The organism is Leptospira venezuelensis, assembly GCF_002150035.1.
GTDB classification, from domain to species: Bacteria; Spirochaetota; Leptospiria; order Leptospirales; family Leptospiraceae; genus Leptospira_B; species Leptospira_B venezuelensis.
This window is the reverse complement of the sequence record NZ_NETS01000010.1, coordinates 1,284,298-1,302,326: the sequence shown is the minus strand read 5'-3', so window position 1 is coordinate 1,302,326 and position 18,029 is coordinate 1,284,298. Positions and strand designations below refer to the sequence as shown.

17 protein-coding genes and 1 tRNA gene are annotated in these 18,029 nt (G+C 40.2%); 9 read left to right on the top strand and 9 right to left on the bottom strand.

The genetic code is table 11. The features are described from left to right. Nucleotides 1–269 precede the first annotated feature (269 nt). The 6 genes from B1C82_RS13315 to rpsT form a co-directional block, all read right to left on the bottom strand. Entirely contained in the window at nucleotides 270–1,877 is a 1,608-nt protein-coding gene (locus B1C82_RS13315; protein ID WP_086448021.1) for a carboxyl transferase domain-containing protein, read from the bottom strand. A gap of 18 nt (nucleotides 1,878–1,895) precedes the next feature. Continuing rightward, nucleotides 1,896–2,939, bottom strand: a complete 1,044-nt coding sequence (locus B1C82_RS13310) for a GlmU family protein (protein ID WP_086448020.1) — start codon at nucleotides 2,937–2,939, stop codon at nucleotides 1,896–1,898. A 5-nt stretch (nucleotides 2,940–2,944) separates the two neighbouring features. Then, nucleotides 2,945–4,777, bottom strand: coding sequence for a glutamine--fructose-6-phosphate transaminase (isomerizing) (glmS, locus tag B1C82_RS13305; protein ID WP_086448019.1), 1,833 nt, complete (start codon nucleotides 4,775–4,777; stop codon nucleotides 2,945–2,947). Between the two features lie 3 nt (nucleotides 4,778–4,780). After that, nucleotides 4,781–6,172 carry a phosphoglucosamine mutase gene (glmM, locus tag B1C82_RS13300; RefSeq protein ID WP_086448018.1) on the bottom strand — a complete coding sequence of 464 codons (1,392 nt, stop codon included), beginning with the start codon at nucleotides 6,170–6,172 and terminating at the stop codon, nucleotides 4,781–4,783. A gap of 37 nt (nucleotides 6,173–6,209) precedes the next feature. Further along, nucleotides 6,210–6,282, bottom strand: a tRNA-Val gene (locus B1C82_RS13295). Between the two features lie 16 nt (nucleotides 6,283–6,298). After that, on the bottom strand, nucleotides 6,299–6,568 hold the full coding sequence (gene rpsT / locus B1C82_RS13290) for a 30S ribosomal protein S20 (RefSeq protein ID WP_086448017.1): 270 nt from the start codon (nucleotides 6,566–6,568) through the stop codon (nucleotides 6,299–6,301). Between the two features lie 415 nt (nucleotides 6,569–6,983). On the opposite strand from rpsT, the gene B1C82_RS13285 reads away from it, so the two are divergent. From B1C82_RS13285 to bufA2, 5 genes are all read left to right on the top strand, one after another. After that, a complete protein-coding gene (locus B1C82_RS13285) occupies nucleotides 6,984–8,099 on the top strand; it encodes an LIC_10450 family protein (RefSeq protein ID WP_086448016.1) in 1,116 nt (371 codons plus the stop codon). A gap of 11 nt (nucleotides 8,100–8,110) precedes the next feature. After that, nucleotides 8,111–8,905, top strand: coding sequence for a hypothetical protein (locus tag B1C82_RS13280; protein WP_086448015.1), 795 nt, complete (start codon nucleotides 8,111–8,113; stop codon nucleotides 8,903–8,905). Then, a complete protein-coding gene (locus B1C82_RS13275; protein WP_086448014.1) occupies nucleotides 8,902–9,597 on the top strand; it encodes a glycosyltransferase family 2 protein in 696 nt (231 codons plus the stop codon). Before B1C82_RS13280 ends, B1C82_RS13275 begins: the two co-directional genes overlap by 4 nt. Before the next feature lie 133 nt (nucleotides 9,598–9,730). Beyond that, entirely contained in the window at nucleotides 9,731–10,318 is a 588-nt protein-coding gene (locus B1C82_RS13270; protein WP_086448013.1) for a YceI family protein, read from the top strand. A gap of 162 nt (nucleotides 10,319–10,480) precedes the next feature. Then, on the top strand, nucleotides 10,481–10,738 hold the full coding sequence (gene bufA2 / locus B1C82_RS13265; protein WP_086448012.1) for a BufA2 family periplasmic bufferin-type metallophore: 258 nt from the start codon (nucleotides 10,481–10,483) through the stop codon (nucleotides 10,736–10,738). On the opposite strand, the gene B1C82_RS13260 is transcribed toward bufA2, so the two are convergent. Next, nucleotides 10,728–11,483, bottom strand: coding sequence for an HvfC/BufC N-terminal domain-containing protein (locus tag B1C82_RS13260; RefSeq protein ID WP_086448011.1), 756 nt, complete (start codon nucleotides 11,481–11,483; stop codon nucleotides 10,728–10,730). The genes bufA2 and B1C82_RS13260 overlap by 11 nt on opposite strands. Then, entirely contained in the window at nucleotides 11,480–12,292 is an 813-nt protein-coding gene (gene bufB / locus B1C82_RS13255) for an MNIO family bufferin maturase (RefSeq protein ID WP_086448603.1), read from the bottom strand. The genes B1C82_RS13260 and bufB overlap by 4 nt, the downstream gene beginning before the upstream one ends. Before the next feature lie 46 nt (nucleotides 12,293–12,338). Here bufB and B1C82_RS13250 point away from each other — a divergent pair, with 46 nt between their 5' ends. Continuing rightward, nucleotides 12,339–12,797 carry a YHS domain-containing (seleno)protein gene (locus tag B1C82_RS13250; RefSeq protein ID WP_086448010.1) on the top strand — a complete coding sequence of 153 codons (459 nt, stop codon included), beginning with the start codon at nucleotides 12,339–12,341 and terminating at the stop codon, nucleotides 12,795–12,797. On the opposite strand, the gene B1C82_RS13245 is transcribed toward B1C82_RS13250, so the two are convergent. Then, on the bottom strand, nucleotides 12,798–13,709 hold the full coding sequence (locus tag B1C82_RS13245; protein ID WP_086448009.1) for a DnaJ domain-containing protein: 912 nt from the start codon (nucleotides 13,707–13,709) through the stop codon (nucleotides 12,798–12,800). A gap of 105 nt (nucleotides 13,710–13,814) precedes the next feature. Here B1C82_RS13245 and B1C82_RS13240 point away from each other — a divergent pair, with 105 nt between their 5' ends. The 3 genes from B1C82_RS13240 to lsa66 are packed head-to-tail and all read left to right on the top strand — an operon-like array spanning nucleotide 13,815 to nucleotide 18,029. After that, nucleotides 13,815–15,674, top strand: coding sequence for a carbon starvation CstA family protein (locus tag B1C82_RS13240; protein ID WP_086448008.1), 1,860 nt, complete (start codon nucleotides 13,815–13,817; stop codon nucleotides 15,672–15,674). Next, nucleotides 15,671–16,222 (top strand): NUDIX hydrolase, encoded by a 552-nt coding sequence (locus B1C82_RS13235; protein ID WP_086448007.1) that lies wholly within the window; start codon nucleotides 15,671–15,673, stop codon nucleotides 16,220–16,222. Before B1C82_RS13240 ends, B1C82_RS13235 begins: the two co-directional genes overlap by 4 nt. Before the next feature lie 34 nt (nucleotides 16,223–16,256). Beyond that, entirely contained in the window at nucleotides 16,257–18,029 is a 1,773-nt protein-coding gene (gene lsa66 / locus B1C82_RS13230; RefSeq protein WP_086448006.1) for a fibronectin-binding adhesin Lsa66, read from the top strand.

Sequence of the window (18,029 nt, the reverse complement as noted above, 5' to 3'; positions counted from 1 at the left end):
ATAATGCAAGAAGAGTACCTGAGCTAAAAATTAGTTCAAAAAAAGATTAAAAAAATGGAATAGGAATCCTAGAGGCCTGAAACGAGGTTTTCTCTAGGAAAATAGATCCAAATTTATAGATGAGGCAGATTTTTCCCTAGTTTAGGGGGAACGTTTCCAGATCCAGCCTAGCAGTTTGCGTACATATTAGGCAGATTTTTAGGATCTGCCAGAAAAATAAAATTTTAAAGGGAAAAACTATACTTAGGTATCATTCTTCCGGAGTAAAATTACATCCGGAAGATTGCGTAAGAAGGCTCTATACCCTTAGGAGAAAGGTCAGAGTATAATGCTAAACCTAAAGCTTCTCTTGTACGAGCCGGATCTAAAACCCCATCATCCCAAAGTCTGGCCGTAGAATAGATGCAAGAAGAGCGATTATCATAATCTTCTAATATAGGTCTCTTGAACTCTGCCTGCTCTGCATCAGAGAGTGATTTCCCTTCCTTCTCCAATTGTTCCTGCTTCACTGTGAGTAGAACATTTGCTGCTTGTTCTCCTCCCATTACGGAAATCTTAGCGTTTGGCCACATCCATAGGAATCTAGGTCCGAATGCACGACCGCACATTCCATAATTTCCAGCCCCATAGGAACCACCGATCACCACAGTGTATTTTGGAACTACGGAAGTAGAGACAGCATTTACCATTTTAGCGCCATCTTTTGCGATACCTGAATTTTCATACTTCTTCCCAACCATAAAACCTGTGATGTTTTGCAAGAAGAGTAAAGGAATCTCTCTTTGGTTGCAAAGTTGGATGAAATGAGCGGCCTTCAAGGAACTTTCGGAGAATAAAACTCCATTGTTTGCGATAATACCTACAGTCTTTCCATAGATATTTGCGAAACCTGTTACGATCGTAGTCCCATAATATTTTTTGAATTCTTGGAATCTGGAACCGTCTACCACTCTTGCGATCACTTCTCTTACATCGTAAGGTTTGCGGATATCTTTTTGGATAATGCCGTAAATTTCTTCAGAAGGATAAAGAGGTTCTTCGTAATAGATCTGTTCTTCTAATTTTTTGGCTCTTGCTCCCAAACTAGAAACGATATGTCTAGCAATCTCGAGTGCATGTGGATCATTCTCAGCGTAATGGTCTGTCACTCCTGAGATCCTACAGTGAACATCTGCACCGCCCAATTCTTCAGGCGTAACAATCTCTCCAGTTGCAGCTTTTACAAGAGGAGGTCCGCCTAAGAAGATGGTACCATTTCCTTTTACGATTACAGATTCATCAGACATCGCAGGAATGTAGGCTCCACCTGCAGTGCAGCTTCCCATTACCACTGAGATCTGAGGGATCCCCATTCTAGAAAGATTCGCTTGGTTATAGAAGATCCTACCAAAATGCCATTTATCAGGAAATACATCATCCTGCATCGGAAGAAATGCTCCACCTGAATCCACCAGATAAACACAAGGAAGACGATTCTCTAATGCGATCTCTTGTGCGCGGATATGTTTTTTGACAGTGAGTGGATAATAAGTCCCACCTTTTACAGTGGCGTCGTTAGCGACGATTACACAAGGAGTCCCTGAAATTTTTCCGATCCCAGTTACGATCCCTGCAGAAGGAACATCGTCTGCATAAACCTTCTCTCCAGCCAGAGCGGAGAATTCCAAGAAAGGAGTGTTTGGATCTATTAGTCCTTGTACCCTTTCTCTTGCAGTGAGCTTTCCTCTGCTCTTATGTTTCTGGATAGATTTTTCTCCTCCGCCTTGTCCGGCTTTTTGGAGAAGTTTACGTAAATCAGCGACCTTCTCTGAAAGGTCTTTGAAATTCTCTTTATATTCAGGGGAAGACGTACTAATACGCGATTCCAAAACTTCCATGGGGCCTCCGGTCCTTTTTTATTTCCGGACCTTGGTTTCGTATAAAATTCTAATAAGTTCTGATTCGGAAAGAGAAAGTTCTCTGTTCCTTCTTGCCATGATCTTGCGAGAATCGCGAAGAAATAGATCTAAGATATATGGTTGTCCATCTGCCCATAAGAATGGTGGAAGATATCCACTCGCCCTAGAAGAAACCACATTACATCCGAAGTCTATTACTGTTCCTGTGTTCAACATAACACCGATGCCTATCTTAGAGAAATCTCCTATGATAGAACCGAATTTGATGGAACCTGTTGTGATCTCTGTATTTTCTTCTCTGATCTTGACGACGCCATAATTGTTCTTTAGATCGGAGGTGGTCGATAATGCACCTAGATTGACCCAACTTCCTACTACCGAATGCCCTAAAAACCCTTCATGGTGTTTATTCGTAAAATCTAATATAATACTGTCGCCGACTTCTCCGCCAATCCTACATACATTGCCGATCGAAGTGTTCCCGGTGATACGAGCGTTGTCCACATGTGTGCCTTGGCCAATGTATAAGGGACCTTCTAAAAAGCTGAAAGAAGTTACTTTTGCATCTTTGTCGATGATCACAGGTCCGGAAGTTACGTCTATGACCACGCCGGGATAAATTTTAGCAGAAGGATGTATATGAACGTGTTTGGATTTTCCTACTACTTGGAAATCTCCAGACTTTACCTTGAGTTTGCGGGCCCATTTGCGTAGGTCCTTATAATTTTCCAAATCCTGGTCTATGTTTTTGCCCACAGATTCTAAGGATTTCCAAGGTAAAAATTCCTCAGGACGGATGATTAGGTCTACATCCTTTCCGTCATATTCAGAGATCTTTGGATTTCTTTCGAAGAATGTTTTCTCGAATGCAGAATTAGAGTTAGAGTATAGTATCTTAGAATCAGGATACTGCTCTTTTAAACGTTGGAGAGGTGTTAAAACACCATCTCGAATCTCGGAGAAAGATCGAATCCTGGTTAAGGCTCCCAAACCGGGAGGAGTTTCCCTCTCATCGATCCAAATTCTCTGAATTCTGCCCACGTGCACTACTCCACTGTGACGGACTTCGCTAGGTTTCTAGGTTGGTCCGGAGGACAACCCCTAGCCACGGCAGAATAATAAGCAAGAAGTTGGAGAGGAAGAACATTCAGTATCGGACTTAAAATTTCCGGACAGTCCGGAACTTCAAAACAGTAGTCTGAAAGCTCTTTTGCCTCTCTGTCCCCTTCGGTTACAATGGAGATTATAATTCCGTTTCTGGCTTTGATTTCCTGGATATTGGAAAGCATTTTGCTATAAATTTCGGATTTGGTCGCGATACATACAACTGGAACTTCATTTGTAATAAGTGCGATCGGTCCGTGTTTGAATTCCCCACCTGCATAACCGGAAGCGTGGATATATGAAACCTCTTTTAATTTTAAGGCTCCTTCCAATGCGACTGGATGGTTGTAAGTCCTACCTAAGAATACAAAATCTTTTGTTTTAGTAAAATCAGCCGCCCAGTTTTCCAGAATATGGGCCTGTGCCAAAATTCTTTCCATTTTGCCGGGAAGAAGCCTGATCTCTTCTAACAAAGTTTTGAGTTCTTCGTCGGAGACGATCCATTTCAAACGAGCAACATATAAGGAAAAAAGAAGAAGGTTAATTACCTGAGCAGTAAAGGCTTTTGTGCTCGCAACACCGATCTCGGGACCAGCATCCGTTCTAATGAATGAATCTGATTCTCTTGCGATTGTAGAATTCACATTATTCACCAAAGAAAGAACTTTGATAAACTTTGCTTTTGCTTCTAATAATGATGCAAGTGTATCCGCGGTTTCTCCTGACTGAGAAATTCCTACGATAAGAGTATCACCCTCTACCACAGGATTTCTATAACGAAATTCCGAAGAAGTTTCAGTATCCGTTTGGATCTTTGCGAAATTTTCCAGATAATGTTTTCCAAGCATTCCAGCATAATAACTGGTTCCTGCTGCTTGGATGATGATACGGTTTACCTTGGACATCATCTCTCTGGAAATTGTACTTTCAGGAAATTCGATCTCACCGCTTTCAGAAATACGAGATTGGATGATCCTACGGAAGATCCCAGGTTGTTCGTGGATCTCCTTAATCATATAATGAGGATAACCGCCTTTGTCGACGTCCTCAAATTTAATATCCTGAGTTTTGAATTCGAATTCTTTCTCCAAACCGTCAAAGCCGTAGATCTTACATTCGGTTTTTGTAAAATATCCCCATTCCTTGGAGTTGATATAATAAACTTCTCTGCAGTTTCTAGTTAGAGGAGAAATATCGGAAGCAAGATAATATTCTTCTTTGCCTCTTCCTAAAAGTAAAGGTGCGCCATCTTGTGCAAAATAAACTCTGTCCGGTTCGTTATCGAATACTACCGCAACTGCCCATTTTCCATGAACTCTATCAAATAATTCTAAAAAAGCTTCCTTATTGGATTTGCCTCTTTTTCTACTCTCAGCTAAAAGATTTGGAAGAACTTCCGTATCCGTCATGCTGTGGAATACGAAACCTTTTTGTTTCAGTTCTTGTCTGAGTTCAGAATAATTTTCTATAATTCCGTTATGTACTACTGCAACAGTAGATTTGGAATCTGTATGAGGGTGAGCATTGATTTGGTTTGGTTCTCCGTGAGTTGCCCAACGAGTGTGACCAATTCCAACATTACCTCGGATCGGATGTTCCTTTAGGTAATTCTCCAAATCCTTAATCTTGCCTTTCTGTTTTCGGACTTGGATCTCTCCTCTGTCCAGGACTGCGATCCCGGCAGAATCGTATCCACGATATTCCAAACCGATGAGCCCTACTATGAGTACGGATTCTACGTTTTTATCGCCAGCGTATCCTACGATTCCACACATATATTATGAATTCTCCATGATCTTTCCGGCTTTATTTAAAAGGGATTCCAGATCCTTTTTGGTTCTGGCCTCTCCAATCAACCGGAGGATCGGCTCGGTATTCGAAGGTCGAATATGTATCCAAGAGTCCTGGTTCGCTAAACGTAAACCGTCTCTCGAATCTTCTTTATATTCGGAGAAGGCGCTGCGAAACTTAGAATAAATCTGCTCCGTCTTCTGCCCCGCGATCTTGTAGGCAATCTTGCGCATATGGACCGCAGGAAGACTACCTATCACAGTTTCAGCATCTTCCCCCTTGAGGGCAAGCAGATTCAGTATATGAGCCACCCCGGAAAGAGAGTCTCTTCCGAAAGAAGGAATCGCCGGATCAATGACTCCTCCGTTTCCTTCTCCGCCAAAAACAGACTTACGGTGTATCATTTCTGCCACAACGTTCGCCTCCCCCACCTTAGAACGATAAGTCGGAATTCCAACAGAGTTTGCGACCCAATCATTCACAAAACTTGTGGAGAGGTTCACAGTGATGGATGCCTTCTTAGGAATCGAATTAGAAGCAAGGTAAGACATAAAGCTGAGCGGAAGAGTTAATTCTTCAGAGATAGCGCCTTTTTTAGGAGAAAGTACAACTAATCTATCTGCATCCGGATCCAAAGCAAAGCCTATATCCGCTTTGGATTTTTTGATCAAACGAGAAGATTGTTTGAGCGCGTCCGGAGTAGGCTCAGGTGGACGGGGAAATGTTCCATCAGGAGTACAATGTTGTAGAATGACCTTACAACCCAAGCGACTTAACAATTCAGGTAAAACGAAACTTCCCCCGCCGTTAACCGCATCTAAAAATACCGTAAACTTTTTACGTTTGATCGCAGATACATTCACTCTAGCTAAAACGGAATCTATATGAGCTTGGATCCTGTCGGTTCCATCTTCCACGTTAGTATTAGGTTTGAATTGGAAAGGTTTATAATCTTCTTTTCGGACCAGATCCAAAAGACCTTCTAAGTCTTGTGCGTTTGTAAAAAATCCGCCAGGCCCGATAAACTTAAAAGCATTCCAGATCACTGGATTATGAGAAGCGGAGATCATGATCCCGCCAGCAGCTCCTGACTGAGCTACCACTGCCTTAACGGTAGGAGTAGGAACAATTCCCAAACGGATCACATTTTTGCCCATAGCAAGCATGATCCCGATCGCAATATTTTCGATATAAGCACCGCTCGGACGAGAATCTCGACCGATAACGACTGAATTACCTTTGAGTCTGGACCCAAAGGCCATAAGTGAATGGAAAATTACGTCAGGGCTAAGACCGGTCGGAATGATTCCCCGGATTCCGGACACGGAAACCATCAAATCCGGGTGTTGGAAGACCGGTTTTTGATGATTTAGAGCCATGATTCCGGGGAATGTTTTTTGAATTGGGATGAGAACATGGGCGATGACAGGATCGAACTGCCGACATCCTCCTTGTAAGGGAGGCGCTCTCCCAGCTGAGCTAATCGCCCGTTATGAAAACGGTTATTATGCGGTTGCAGCATGATTGATACGCAATGCCATCCGACTCTTTTTGCGGTCTGCATTTTTAGAGTGGATCAGGTTGGTTTTCGCAGCTTTGTCCAGAAGAGAAGAATATTGTCCGAACAAAGATTTTAAGGAGTCTTTCTCTCCGTCTTGGAGCGCTTTTAGGATCTTTTTAGCTTGGGTCCTAAGGCGATTCCTGTTTTGAGAATTTGCCGCATTTCTGCGTTTCGTTCTACGGATATCTTTTTCTGAAGATTTAATATTCGCCAAGGATCTCTACTTCCTATTCAGGGATTGAGCCCAGATTTTCGTACCCAGGCAGCCTGTCAACGAGCTTTTACATCTTTTGCTCGCGAACTACTCGCAATCGCTGTCGCGCAAAGATCCGCCCAAGTCTCGGCGGATAATGACTAAGACCATATTCCTCTCTGAGTGCGGACTTCGAATTTGAAGATTGCGTTATTTGCACTTAAGTAATTAGTTTCGAAACTGCTTTGCTGAAGTTCCAACAGTTATACTAATTCGAGTATTTACCTTAAACGAGGTATATTTGAAATAAATTTCCTAAACCAAAGTCGAGAAAAAAAATTTGCTATGCTTAGAAAGATTTTTATTCTATTTTCTGTAATTCGAAAGATTGGAAATTAATTATACGTCCTATTAGGAAGATCCAGGGACGCCTCGCATGCTATCAAGACAAGCACAAGACTATATCATCGTGAACTCGATAGACGAAATCGATCCGAATAAACTTTCTTTGGCTCAGTTAGGAACCAAGTATTTGGATAGGAACGGGAACCGTTATGCAGTTCGTTTTAATAAAGAAAGCAGAAAGGCAGAGATCATTCGTATTACTCTTCAAAAAGCTTCCGAAGCAGAAGCGAATAAACCTAAACTAGGAAGAGTAAATCCTAAGTCAGGATCCAATCCTTTAGATCTACAGAAATTATCTAATCTTCTCAAAAATACAAAACATCCAAGTGCAGACTGGGTAGAGAATCTGGCAGAAAAGACAAAACATAGTAAGCCAAGCTCTGCTAATTCTGAAAAACCTGCATATACTCCTAATATCCAAAAAGAATTGGATATATCTCCTTCAGAAGGTCCGGACCTTTCAGCCAGAATGAATTCAGTCCAAAACGATATATTCGATCTTTCCAAAGTGGATCTAAATATTTCCGATGCAGGGATTGTTACTAATACCGGAAAAGAAGATGTTCCTGTTTTTATAGAAAACATAGAAGCAGGTTCCAATAGAGAAACGAAATATATAGAAGATAGCGTTCAACAATTTCAGAAGATCAAGGATAGGATCGAATCAGTATTAAACAATATTCGAAATTCTAAAATTTTCGAAGCCACCGGAGATCCTTCCGAGAACAAAAACATAGTAGGAAACCTTGCAAGGGAATTCGATATAGAGTTCTTCCAAAAGTTGGATAAGATATTAAACTATCATAAAGAACTCACTTCCTATCCTAGATCCATCACTTATTATGTGGCGAAGTACGAGTCTCACCGTAAACAGGCATTGCAGTCCAAAACCTCCGATCCTGAAAAACTGAAATTAGTGATCCGTTGGGAAATGCAGGAACTTCTATTAGATCTGACCAGAAAAGTCAAAAAAATGGTCTTGAACGCCCTAAACGTTCTGAATACTAAGAACGAAAACCATCTAAAACAAGTGGCCTATAATCAACAGCAGATGTATAAGGATGCCAGAAGTGCCTTATTATATTGTTCGGAAGATATAGGAGCACTACTTATCTCCTTGCAAAAATGGGCCGATAGCGAAGGATAGAAACCTTTTGCATGGCACTTAGCGATCAAGAGATAAAAACAATCGTAGAAAAACTCCGAACCGAATACCGGGAAGGGTCCAAACAAAGTCCTAAAGTTTTCGACGCCAAAGGTTTTGAGGATCGTTATATCCAAACCCTAAAACATAGGGGAAATCTGGACAATTTCCTGAAAGACGAAGTGGACTTTCTGGAAAAGATCAAAACTAAACATAAAGAACTTACAGAAAGAAGGAATGCTTCTAAGGGAGAAACGATCAATCGTATCCTGGACGAACAAGAGGAAAAACTTTCCAAGTACCAAAGAGTGGATTTCCATCCATTAGCCCGACCGGAAATGAGATATTTTTACGGTGCTATGACTGCATTCGCAGATACTGATCTCCCCGTTTTAATCCATATATTCAGAGGAACTCCCGAATATTCTGCATTTCAAGATAGTATCTCGATGATCGAAAGGGTGGGAGTCACTAAAAGAGGAATGCCTTCTCTTCGTATCTCAGAACATATTAAGGCATTATTAGATGCAAATGGGAACCAATCCGCAATGGAAAGGGATTCGCAGAACATTCTCAAAGAAGTATGTATTGCGCTCGCAGCACTCAGAAAGACAGCACTGGAATGTGTGGAGAAAAACAGGGTCAGCGACAGAATGACCGTACAAGTCAGCGATAGAGACTATCCGAAAGCTTCGGAAGCATATAAGAATTTACTTTTCGGCATCGCATTAGAAAAAATAATCGTTAAAGCCGAAAATATCATCCGAGATTTCCGGATGAGCGACTTAGTCGGTCTGGACGTTAAATGAAACTTTCCATCGTAATTCCCTGTTATAACGAAAAACAGACCATTAAAAACATTTTAGAAACCGTCAAGAAAGTGCCTGTTAAGGATAAGGAAATCATCCTTGTGGACGATTTTTCCACGGACGGAACAAGAGAACTTCTCAAAACCGCACCTTTTAAAAAGTTGGTAGATCAACTCGTATTTCACGAGAAGAACCAGGGAAAAGGCGCCGCACTCCGCACAGGATTCAAAGCCGCCAAAGGTGATATAGTCATTGTACAAGATGCAGATCTGGAATATGATCCCTTCGAAATTCCGGACGTAATCGATCCAATTTTCAAAGGAAAAGCTGATGTTGTTTTCGGAAGCAGATTCATGGGAGGAAGAGCCCATCGAGTCGTATACTACTGGCATAGACTCGGAAATCTATTCTTGACCACTCTTTCCAATATGTTCACAAACATTAATCTGACAGATATGGAAACTTGCTACAAAGCGTTCCGTAGAGAAGTAATCCAAGGAATCGATATCAAAGAAAATCGTTTTGGATTCGAACCAGAGATCACTGCTAAGATTGCAAAAATCCCGGACATTCGTATTTATGAAGTAGGAATTTCCTATTATGGACGCACTTACGCAGAAGGTAAAAAGATAGGTTGGAAAGACGGTTTTAGAGCAATCTATTGTGTACTGAGATACAATCTGTTTTCCTAATATAAAACGAATTCCTGCCGGTACAAACACCCGCCCTTTTTCGAAATAAATTTTGTATTTTTACTTGTAATTTCAATAATTACACCGGCAGATCAGTCTAAAGTCCAAACATTCTCAAAGGAGAAAATCACTCGTGAAAACGAAACTTTACCTGATCCCTAGCCTTCTGGTGCTATTAACTTTCGGCAGCCTTCAAGCAGGAAATTTCAAATTAGATAACGCTCATACAGGCGTTGGCTTCAAAATCAAACACCTTACCATTTCCAATGTATCCGGAAGTTTTAAAGACTTCAGCGGAAAATTCTCTTACGACGAAGCCACAGGAACTCTTACAGATCTAGATGTTACCATCAAAGCTGCTTCTATTCATACTAACGATGAGAAAAGAGACGGACACTTAAAAGGAAAAGATTTCTTCAACGTAGAAGATCATCCTTCTCTTACTTTCAAAGCAAAGAAAGCTACCGTTAAAAAAGGTGGAGTTTCTAAAATCCAAGGAGAATTAACTATCAAGGGAGTTACTAAACCGATCACTCTTGAAGTTAAATTTGCTGGTTCAGCAAAAGACCCATGGGGAAACACTCACCTAGGTTTCGAAGCAGAAACTAAGATCAAAAGAGCAGACTTCGATATCGCTTGGAACAAACCTTTAGAAAAAGGCGGACTTCTGATCGGAGAAGAAGTTTCTATTCGTATCGAAGGCGAAGCACTTCCAGAATAATTCATTTTATACAATCGGGACTTTCGAAAAGAAGGTCCCGATATTTCAGATCTTTCCCTTCTTTTATTTTTCCTCTGTAACCATCCAATCCATCTAACGAACTAAAAACAGATCGAATGCCAAATCCGATCTTTATCAAATCTCGTCCGGAGAAACTAAAACATGAACGATCTGACTAAAAGTATGATTATTGGCGCAGCTTTAACCGGCTTATTTACCACAGGAGTGATGGCCGAAAAGAAAGAGGCAAAAACGGAAGAACCTAAGGGAGAATGTCACGGAATCAATTCTTGTAAAGGAACTGGCGACTGCGGAGGAAAAGGTCATAGTTGTGCCGGAAAAAATTCCTGCAAAGGTGAAGGCTGGATCTCTCTTACTAAAAAAGAATGTGATTCTAAAAAAGGTACGTTCAAGAGCTAACCTGAACAACCAAACCGTTTCTGGTCATCCCCGAGAGGAATTCGGAAATAGATCCGAGTCCTTTCGGAGGATTTCCAACTATTTCTAAAGATCCCAATATAGTTTTTCCTTCCTGTAAACTTTTACCGAAAGTCCATTCCCATTTTTCTTGCTCTGATACGAATAGATCGGATCCCTTTTTTCCTAAGATCAGATATTGTTTCTTTTCTTCTAAAAATTTTGGAAGATCTTCCTGATCTTCTGTTTTCCAAAGATCATAAACTGGATAAGAATATTCTAAAAATAAAATAGAAGAATGAAAACTGATCCTTAGATCTTCCGTTGTTGCTTGTTCCAAACCATTTTGTAAATTGATTCCCTCATTTTTAGGAAGATGAAATATCTTAAAAACCTGATATTCAAAGTTTGCGATCTCCGCCAGTACCGGATGTTCTGGAAAATTTTCACTTAAGAAGTCCGGAAATTTTTCTCCATAATCGGATAAATTATAAGAATGCGAAGAGTGCTCCCTAATAAAACTTTTCGCAGCTTCGAAGAAGTCCTCATCTCCTAGGATTTTCCAGACTGTTTCATATTTTTCTCCCAGGGCTTCCGTAAACCGGGCACTGTAAGCGTCTTGATAAACAGCTATCGCGGAATTAGAGTCCAACTTACCGCCAGGCAGGACTTGATCAGACAATAGCGGACCTTCTACCTTTCCCAACATGGCACTCGAAAAAATTTTTCTGAATTCGTCAGGTTTCATATTGTTAAAGATCCTAAAATGGATTTCGCTTTCAGAGCCTCTTCTTCCATCTCTGGAAAGTTAGGTATATCCTCATCCCATTCAAGTAGGATTGGAATTCCACGGATCTTATCAGAAAAAGAAGAGAATAGATCCCAAACTTCTTTTGCAACGGGCCTAGAATGAGTATCAAACAAAAATTCGCCAGTGTCCGTATGACCTGCCAAATGGATTTGCCCCACATTCTCCCAAGGAATAGAACTTAGATAATCAGATGCGGAAAATCCATGATTGATCGAGTTCACATATATATTATTAATATCTAATAAAATTCCGCACCCGCTTCTTTTGGAAAGTTCAGAGATAAATTCCCATTCTTGCATTTCACTCTGAGGGAAACTCAAATAAGTAGAAACATTCTCTAATAGAATTTTTCTACCTAATATATTCTGAACCTGTTGAGTTCTTTCGATCGCAAATTTCAGAAATTCTTCCGTAAAAGGAAAAGGTAATAGATCGTGCAGATAATTTCCGGATTGTTCTGTCCAACAAAGGTGATCCGAAACTATAAATGGATCTATTCTTTGTATGAGCTCCTTCCATCTTCGTATATATTTTTTATTCGGAAAAGTTCCACCAAGAATAGATAAGGAAACTCCATGCAAAGCCACGGGAAAATTTTTGCGAATAAATTCTAACATTTCCAAGGGGCGACCTTGTGTATCCATATAATTTTCGGTAATCGCCTCGAACCAAGAAATTCGTACAGGTTCTGCTTTCCTTAAATAAGGATAATGTTCTTTTCTAAGCCCTACTCCTATGGAAGACATATTCTCTCCGATGTAACCTATTTCGATTCGATCCGAAGAAGGATACATGAACAAGTCGTATTTTTTACCGATCTTATTTTTACTCCTGTTGGATTGTGGAAGCAGACAACTCGTGGATCCTGTTTTCAAGCCGGATGGAAAAACCGCTATCAATGGTTACGATCCAGTCTCTTATTTTACCGAATCCAAACCTAAGGAAGGAAATTCTAAATTCAGTTTTCACTGGAAAGGTGCAGACTGGAGATTCTCCTCACAAAAGAATTTGGAATCTTTTAAGAAGTCCCCTGAAAACTTTGCTCCTCAGTATGGAGGTTATTGCGCTTACGCAATGAGAGATGGAGAAACTTATGAAACGGATCCCAAAGCTTGGAAAATTGTATCAGGCAAATTATATTTAAACTATAACGAAAAAGTTCACGGTTTTTGGGAAAGAGATGTGCCTGGAAATATTAACAAGGCTGATAATCAATGGAAGGTCTTGCCTAGAAAGGAAACAAATCCTTAATTAACGATCTTTCATTACTAAAAAATTATACGAGGCGATGATCTTTTGGGTCATTTCCAAACCATTTTTATTCACATCAGGATGGTATTTTTTGATCATCTCTTTGTATTTATTTTTTAGTTCTGCTTTTGTATATTCTTCGGAGAGTCCTAAAAATTCTCGATGCTCTCTTGTTTCTGCATCTTCATCCTCATAAAACGATCTAGAAGAAAACTTTTTGCGGAAATTGGATTTTTTCTTTTTAGTCTTTTCTCTTTCTTCTTCTCTGAATCTTCCGAATATTTCGTAATAAGCTCTATCTCTGTATTCAGAAGTAATCGTTCGGATAGGAAATAACTTTGTATTTAAGATCTGGAAGAAATAATTTCTTAAAAATACGTCCGCTCCGTAGTCTCCTGAAAAACCTTTCCTGTCTAAAAATTCAGTGATCCCATTGTCCACTAATCTCTGCAGATCGAATTTATCATCAAAGTAAGAGTCAAATGCATCTTCGAATTTTTTGGTAGAAGATATAAGTAAGAGTAGAAGTTCCTTGTCCAGATCATGTCTTTCTAATTTGGAAAGTACGATCTCTTTCAAATAGGCACGAAACTCATCCAAATAGGTATCATCGAAATATACTCCGCCCTTTGCGAACTCGTAAGAGAGGCCTTCGATCTTTAAAACCTTCTCCAATAATAAAATGAGAAGATCTGCATTGTCTTGAGTAAAACCTTGGGAACCTTTGGAAGAATATTCCCTTTCCCCTCTGAGAGTGTAGAGAAGTTTAAAATAATCCTCTCGCCGGATCTCTAAAATTTCGATCAGTTTTTCGGAGGAAATAAACCACTCACAATCATTGCTCCCAGACTGTAATTCGAAGATTACGTCCTCTAAGGATGATTTGACCTGATCGAAACTACGGGCGTTCAAAGCGAGAACCTATACTTAGACCCTCTTCCCGTAACCAAGTTTGTCTATTCATTTTCCCAAGAAAAAAGATTTGATCCGGGCCGCATAAAACGAGATTTTTCCCACATGTTACCCCTTCTCGCGGTTTTTGGTTGTTTCACTCTTTATTTTTTAGGTTATAAGTTTTACTCCGGATTTTTATCCAAGTCCATCTTCCAACTCAAAGACACTGTGGGTGATACCCCAGCTCATAAGTTCAACGATGGTGTGGATTATCTTCCCACAAAGCCTGCGGTTTTGTTCGGACACCATTATGCTTCCATCGCCGGGCTTGCTCCAATCCTAGGACCTGCGGTCGCAGTGATCTGGGGATGGTTACCTGCAATGCTTTGGGTGGTATTCGGAGGAATTTTTATCGGTTGTGTCCATGATTTCGGGGCAATCGTAGTTTCAGTCCGCAACCAGGGAAAATCGATCGGACAAGTTGCTCAGGATCTTTTAGGACCAAGAGCTAGAAGTCTATTTCATGCGATCATTTTTTTCTTAGTCGCATTAGCTATGGGTGTATTCGTGATCGTTCTTGCAGAAATGTTCTCTGCAGATCCGAAGTTAAAGCAAACACCAGTAACTCCTCCTCCACAAATTGAACAAACACAATCTACTCCTAGCATCAAAGATCACGTACATCCTTCAGAAGTTAGGGTAGAAACTCCTTCTTCTCCTATTAAACTCAGAAGTCATTTTCCTGAGGCTGTAATTCCTACTGCAGGGATCATGGTTTTTGCGATCTTAGTCGGTTGGCTCCATTATAAAAAAGGAATGAAGCTTGGACCACTTACATTTGCTTCCGTGGCGCTTACCTTGGTAGTAATGGTGCTTGGTATGAATGATTCCATTTTGACTTGGACAGGTCTAAACGATATAGACAAATCTCCAGGAGTTCCAATTTGGAAAATTATACTTCTTGCATATGCTTTCTTGGCGTCTGTTACTCCAGTCTGGCTACTTCTCCAAAGTAGAGATTATATCAATTCCTTCTTATTGTATTTGGGGATCATCGCAATCTATTTTGGTTTCGTTAAAGGCAGCATCTTCGGAGAATTTTCCTCCTTTAATGCGGAAGCAATCCGCACTGAAAAAGTAGATATGGATATTATTCCGTTCGTGTTTATTACAATCGCATGCGGTGCGGTCTCAGGTTTTCATGCTTTAGTAAGTTCTGGAACCACTGCAAAACAATTGGATAGAGAAATTGACGCAAGAGTGATCGGATACGGCGGAATGATCGGTGAATCTCTTTTGGGTCTTACTTCCGTTGTTGCCTGTACAATCGGTTTTGCATCTGCAGGGGAATGGTCCTCTTTCTACAAGTCTTGGTCCGGCATCCAAGGCTTGGCACCTTCTGTTGGAGCCTATATATATGGGACCGGGAGGTTCATCTCTCAATTAGGCTTCGACGAAGGATTTGCACAAGGATTCATTGCTCTTGTCGTGGTAAGTTTTGCCTTAACTTCCCTAGATTCGGCTACCAGATTATTAAGATATAATATAGAAGAGATCGCAGAAAGTTTCGGATCTGAAATGATCAGAAAAACTTTAGGAAATCGTTACGTTTCCAGTATTATCGCATGTGTTGCCATCGGTTTTTTTGCATTCTTACAAATAGACCAAGGAGGCAAAAAAACTACAGCAGGATTAGCACTTTGGAAACTATTCGGAACTACAAACCAGTTATTAGCAGGACTTGCTTTGCTTGTAATTACAATTTATTTATTGTATTCTAAAAAGAAGACCTGGATCAGTTTTATACCGATGATATTCGTATTGGGTGCAACACTTTGGGCAATGGTCATTAACTTCTACGACTTCTTATTCTCTAAATCGCCTAGCTATTTGCTTGCGACAGTCGGAGGAGTTTTGATCTTTCTAACTCTTTGGTTATTAGTAGAAGCGATCCTGGCATGGAGAAGGTTTTCTAAAGCATGAAATTTTGCAGCGTTTGCGGCTTTGAAGTAGTCCAAAAAATCCCGGAAGGAGATAGTCTCACAAGATATGTTTGTGAGAACTGCGGGACCATACATTACCAAAATCCAAAGGTAATCGTTGGGACCATTCCTATCTGGGAAGGAAAAATACTTCTCTGCAAACGTGCAATCGAACCCAGAAAAGGATATTGGACCCTACCCGCGGGATTTTTAGAGAACAGGGAAACCGTTGAAGAAGGTGCCGCCAGAGAGACTTCGGAAGAAGCAAATGCAAAGATAGATATAGTGCGACTACATTCCGTCTACAGCATCCCTCATATCAGCCAAGTTTATATGTTCTTTCTCGCGAATTTAATCGATGGATTGTTTTCAGAAAGTCCAGAATCGGAAGAAGTAAAACTATTCTCTCCTGAAGAGATCCCTTGGGAAGAGATCGCTTTTGCTTCGGTCACATTTGCATTAAAACGTTATACTGAAAAATCTGAGTGTTCTAATTCAGGAACTCATATGGGTTCGATCCGGAACAGAAAACTAGAGGATAAAACATAAGTGCATTTTTTCTCGGAAGGAATTTCCTAGTAGCATGTTCGGAAAATTTTTTCCTTTTTTAGGTCTTCTGGGAATTTTATTCTCCTCTTCTGTTTCTGCAAATTCGCTTATCAGCACTGAATCCGGCTCCTTCTCTCCGAACTGGGACGGGGTCTCCGATATTCTAAGATTCAAGATACAGACTTCTTCTTTACCCAAGTTACAAGACTGGGAATTAACAATCAGAAGTGCCTCCGGAGAAACTGTTAGAAAATTCGAAGCAGGCAAGATCCGCAGAAAAGGATTCACACTATTTTCAGATGAGAATGAATTTGCACCTGAAGATATTTATCTACCTTCTATCCTGGAATGGGATGGAGAAAATGAAAACGGAACTCCAGTAGGTGACGGATACTATACCTATCAGTTATTTTTACTGACTGCTAACAAAGAAAGGATCCTCTCAGAAGAGTCTACATTCTACTTAGATGCGAGACCTCCGAAAGCAGAGGCAAATTGTAAGACTAAGCTATTATTAAGCGAAGATAGGAACTTATCCAAAATTATCATACAACAAAAGGCATCCGGAGAATCTGCCGATATTTTTACCGGAGAATTTTTAGACTTCGAAGGTAGATCCTTAAAAGCTTATACTTGGAGAAATAGAGAAGTTCCCTATCAACTTGTATGGGATGGAACCGATTCCAACGGACGTCCTGTTCCTCCAGGTTTGTATACTTATAAACTCACAGGCAGAGATCCTGCAGGGAACGAATCGATAGATAAGATCGAAAATCTTACAATTAAAAATGATTCCTCCGGAGTGGATTTAAATGTAGAAGGAGATTTATTTCCTTCTGATCCAAACAATCCATTGAATCGTATTAAATTTAACTCATTTGTTTCTTCTAAATTAAAATCGGATTCTTATGAATTGGAAATTTTTAAGAATGAGGCAAAAGATGATAATCTAGTTTTCTCTCAAAAATCCTTAGGAGAACCTCCGGCTGAACTGATCTGGGAACCTAAAAACAAGGAAAACAAAGTATTAGGTCCGGGAACTTATATGTATCGTCTAATAGTGTATAATAGATATGATAAGTATACAAGCATCCCTAAAAAATTTCAACTTTCAGATCAGAAACCAAAATTCTCCTACGATGTTTCTCCAGGTGGATTTACACCTGATGGGGATTGGCAAAAAGATTTAGTTGAGATCCGTCTAAAGTCCAAAGGACTTCCAATCGTATCCTGGAAGATTAATATTATGGAATCCTATTATGATGGAGACAAGCAGGAAGAAAGGATAGTTCGCAGCTGGAACGGAACAGGAAACGGCCCAGACAAATTGATCTGGTATGGATTAGATGACCAAGGAAGAAGGATAGGATCTTTAGCAGAACTTAGATTTATTCTCTCCTACAAAGACATATTTGGCGGAGAAGAGGAGTTAGAGCTAGGAGATATAAAAACAGATATCCTAGTAGTAAAAGAAAAAGAAGGATTTAGATTTTCCGTCCCAAATCGTATTTATGAAGACAAATGGTGGACGTTACCTTCTAAACTAAAATCGGTGTTAAGCAAGTTTCCTGGGTACAAAGCGGAGTTACAAATCCATACTTCTCATAGAGGAGACGATGAATATAATCTAAGAGCTTCCGAAGAGAAAGCTAAGAAAGTATTTCAATCTTTATTCGGAAAAGATTATGAATTTGGAAGATATAGATACAGAGGTTATGGAGAAACATTACCTTTGATCCCTGGTAACGGAGCTTACGAGGCAGAACGTAACGAAAGAGTAGATTTCTTTCTAAGTGTAGGGAAATAA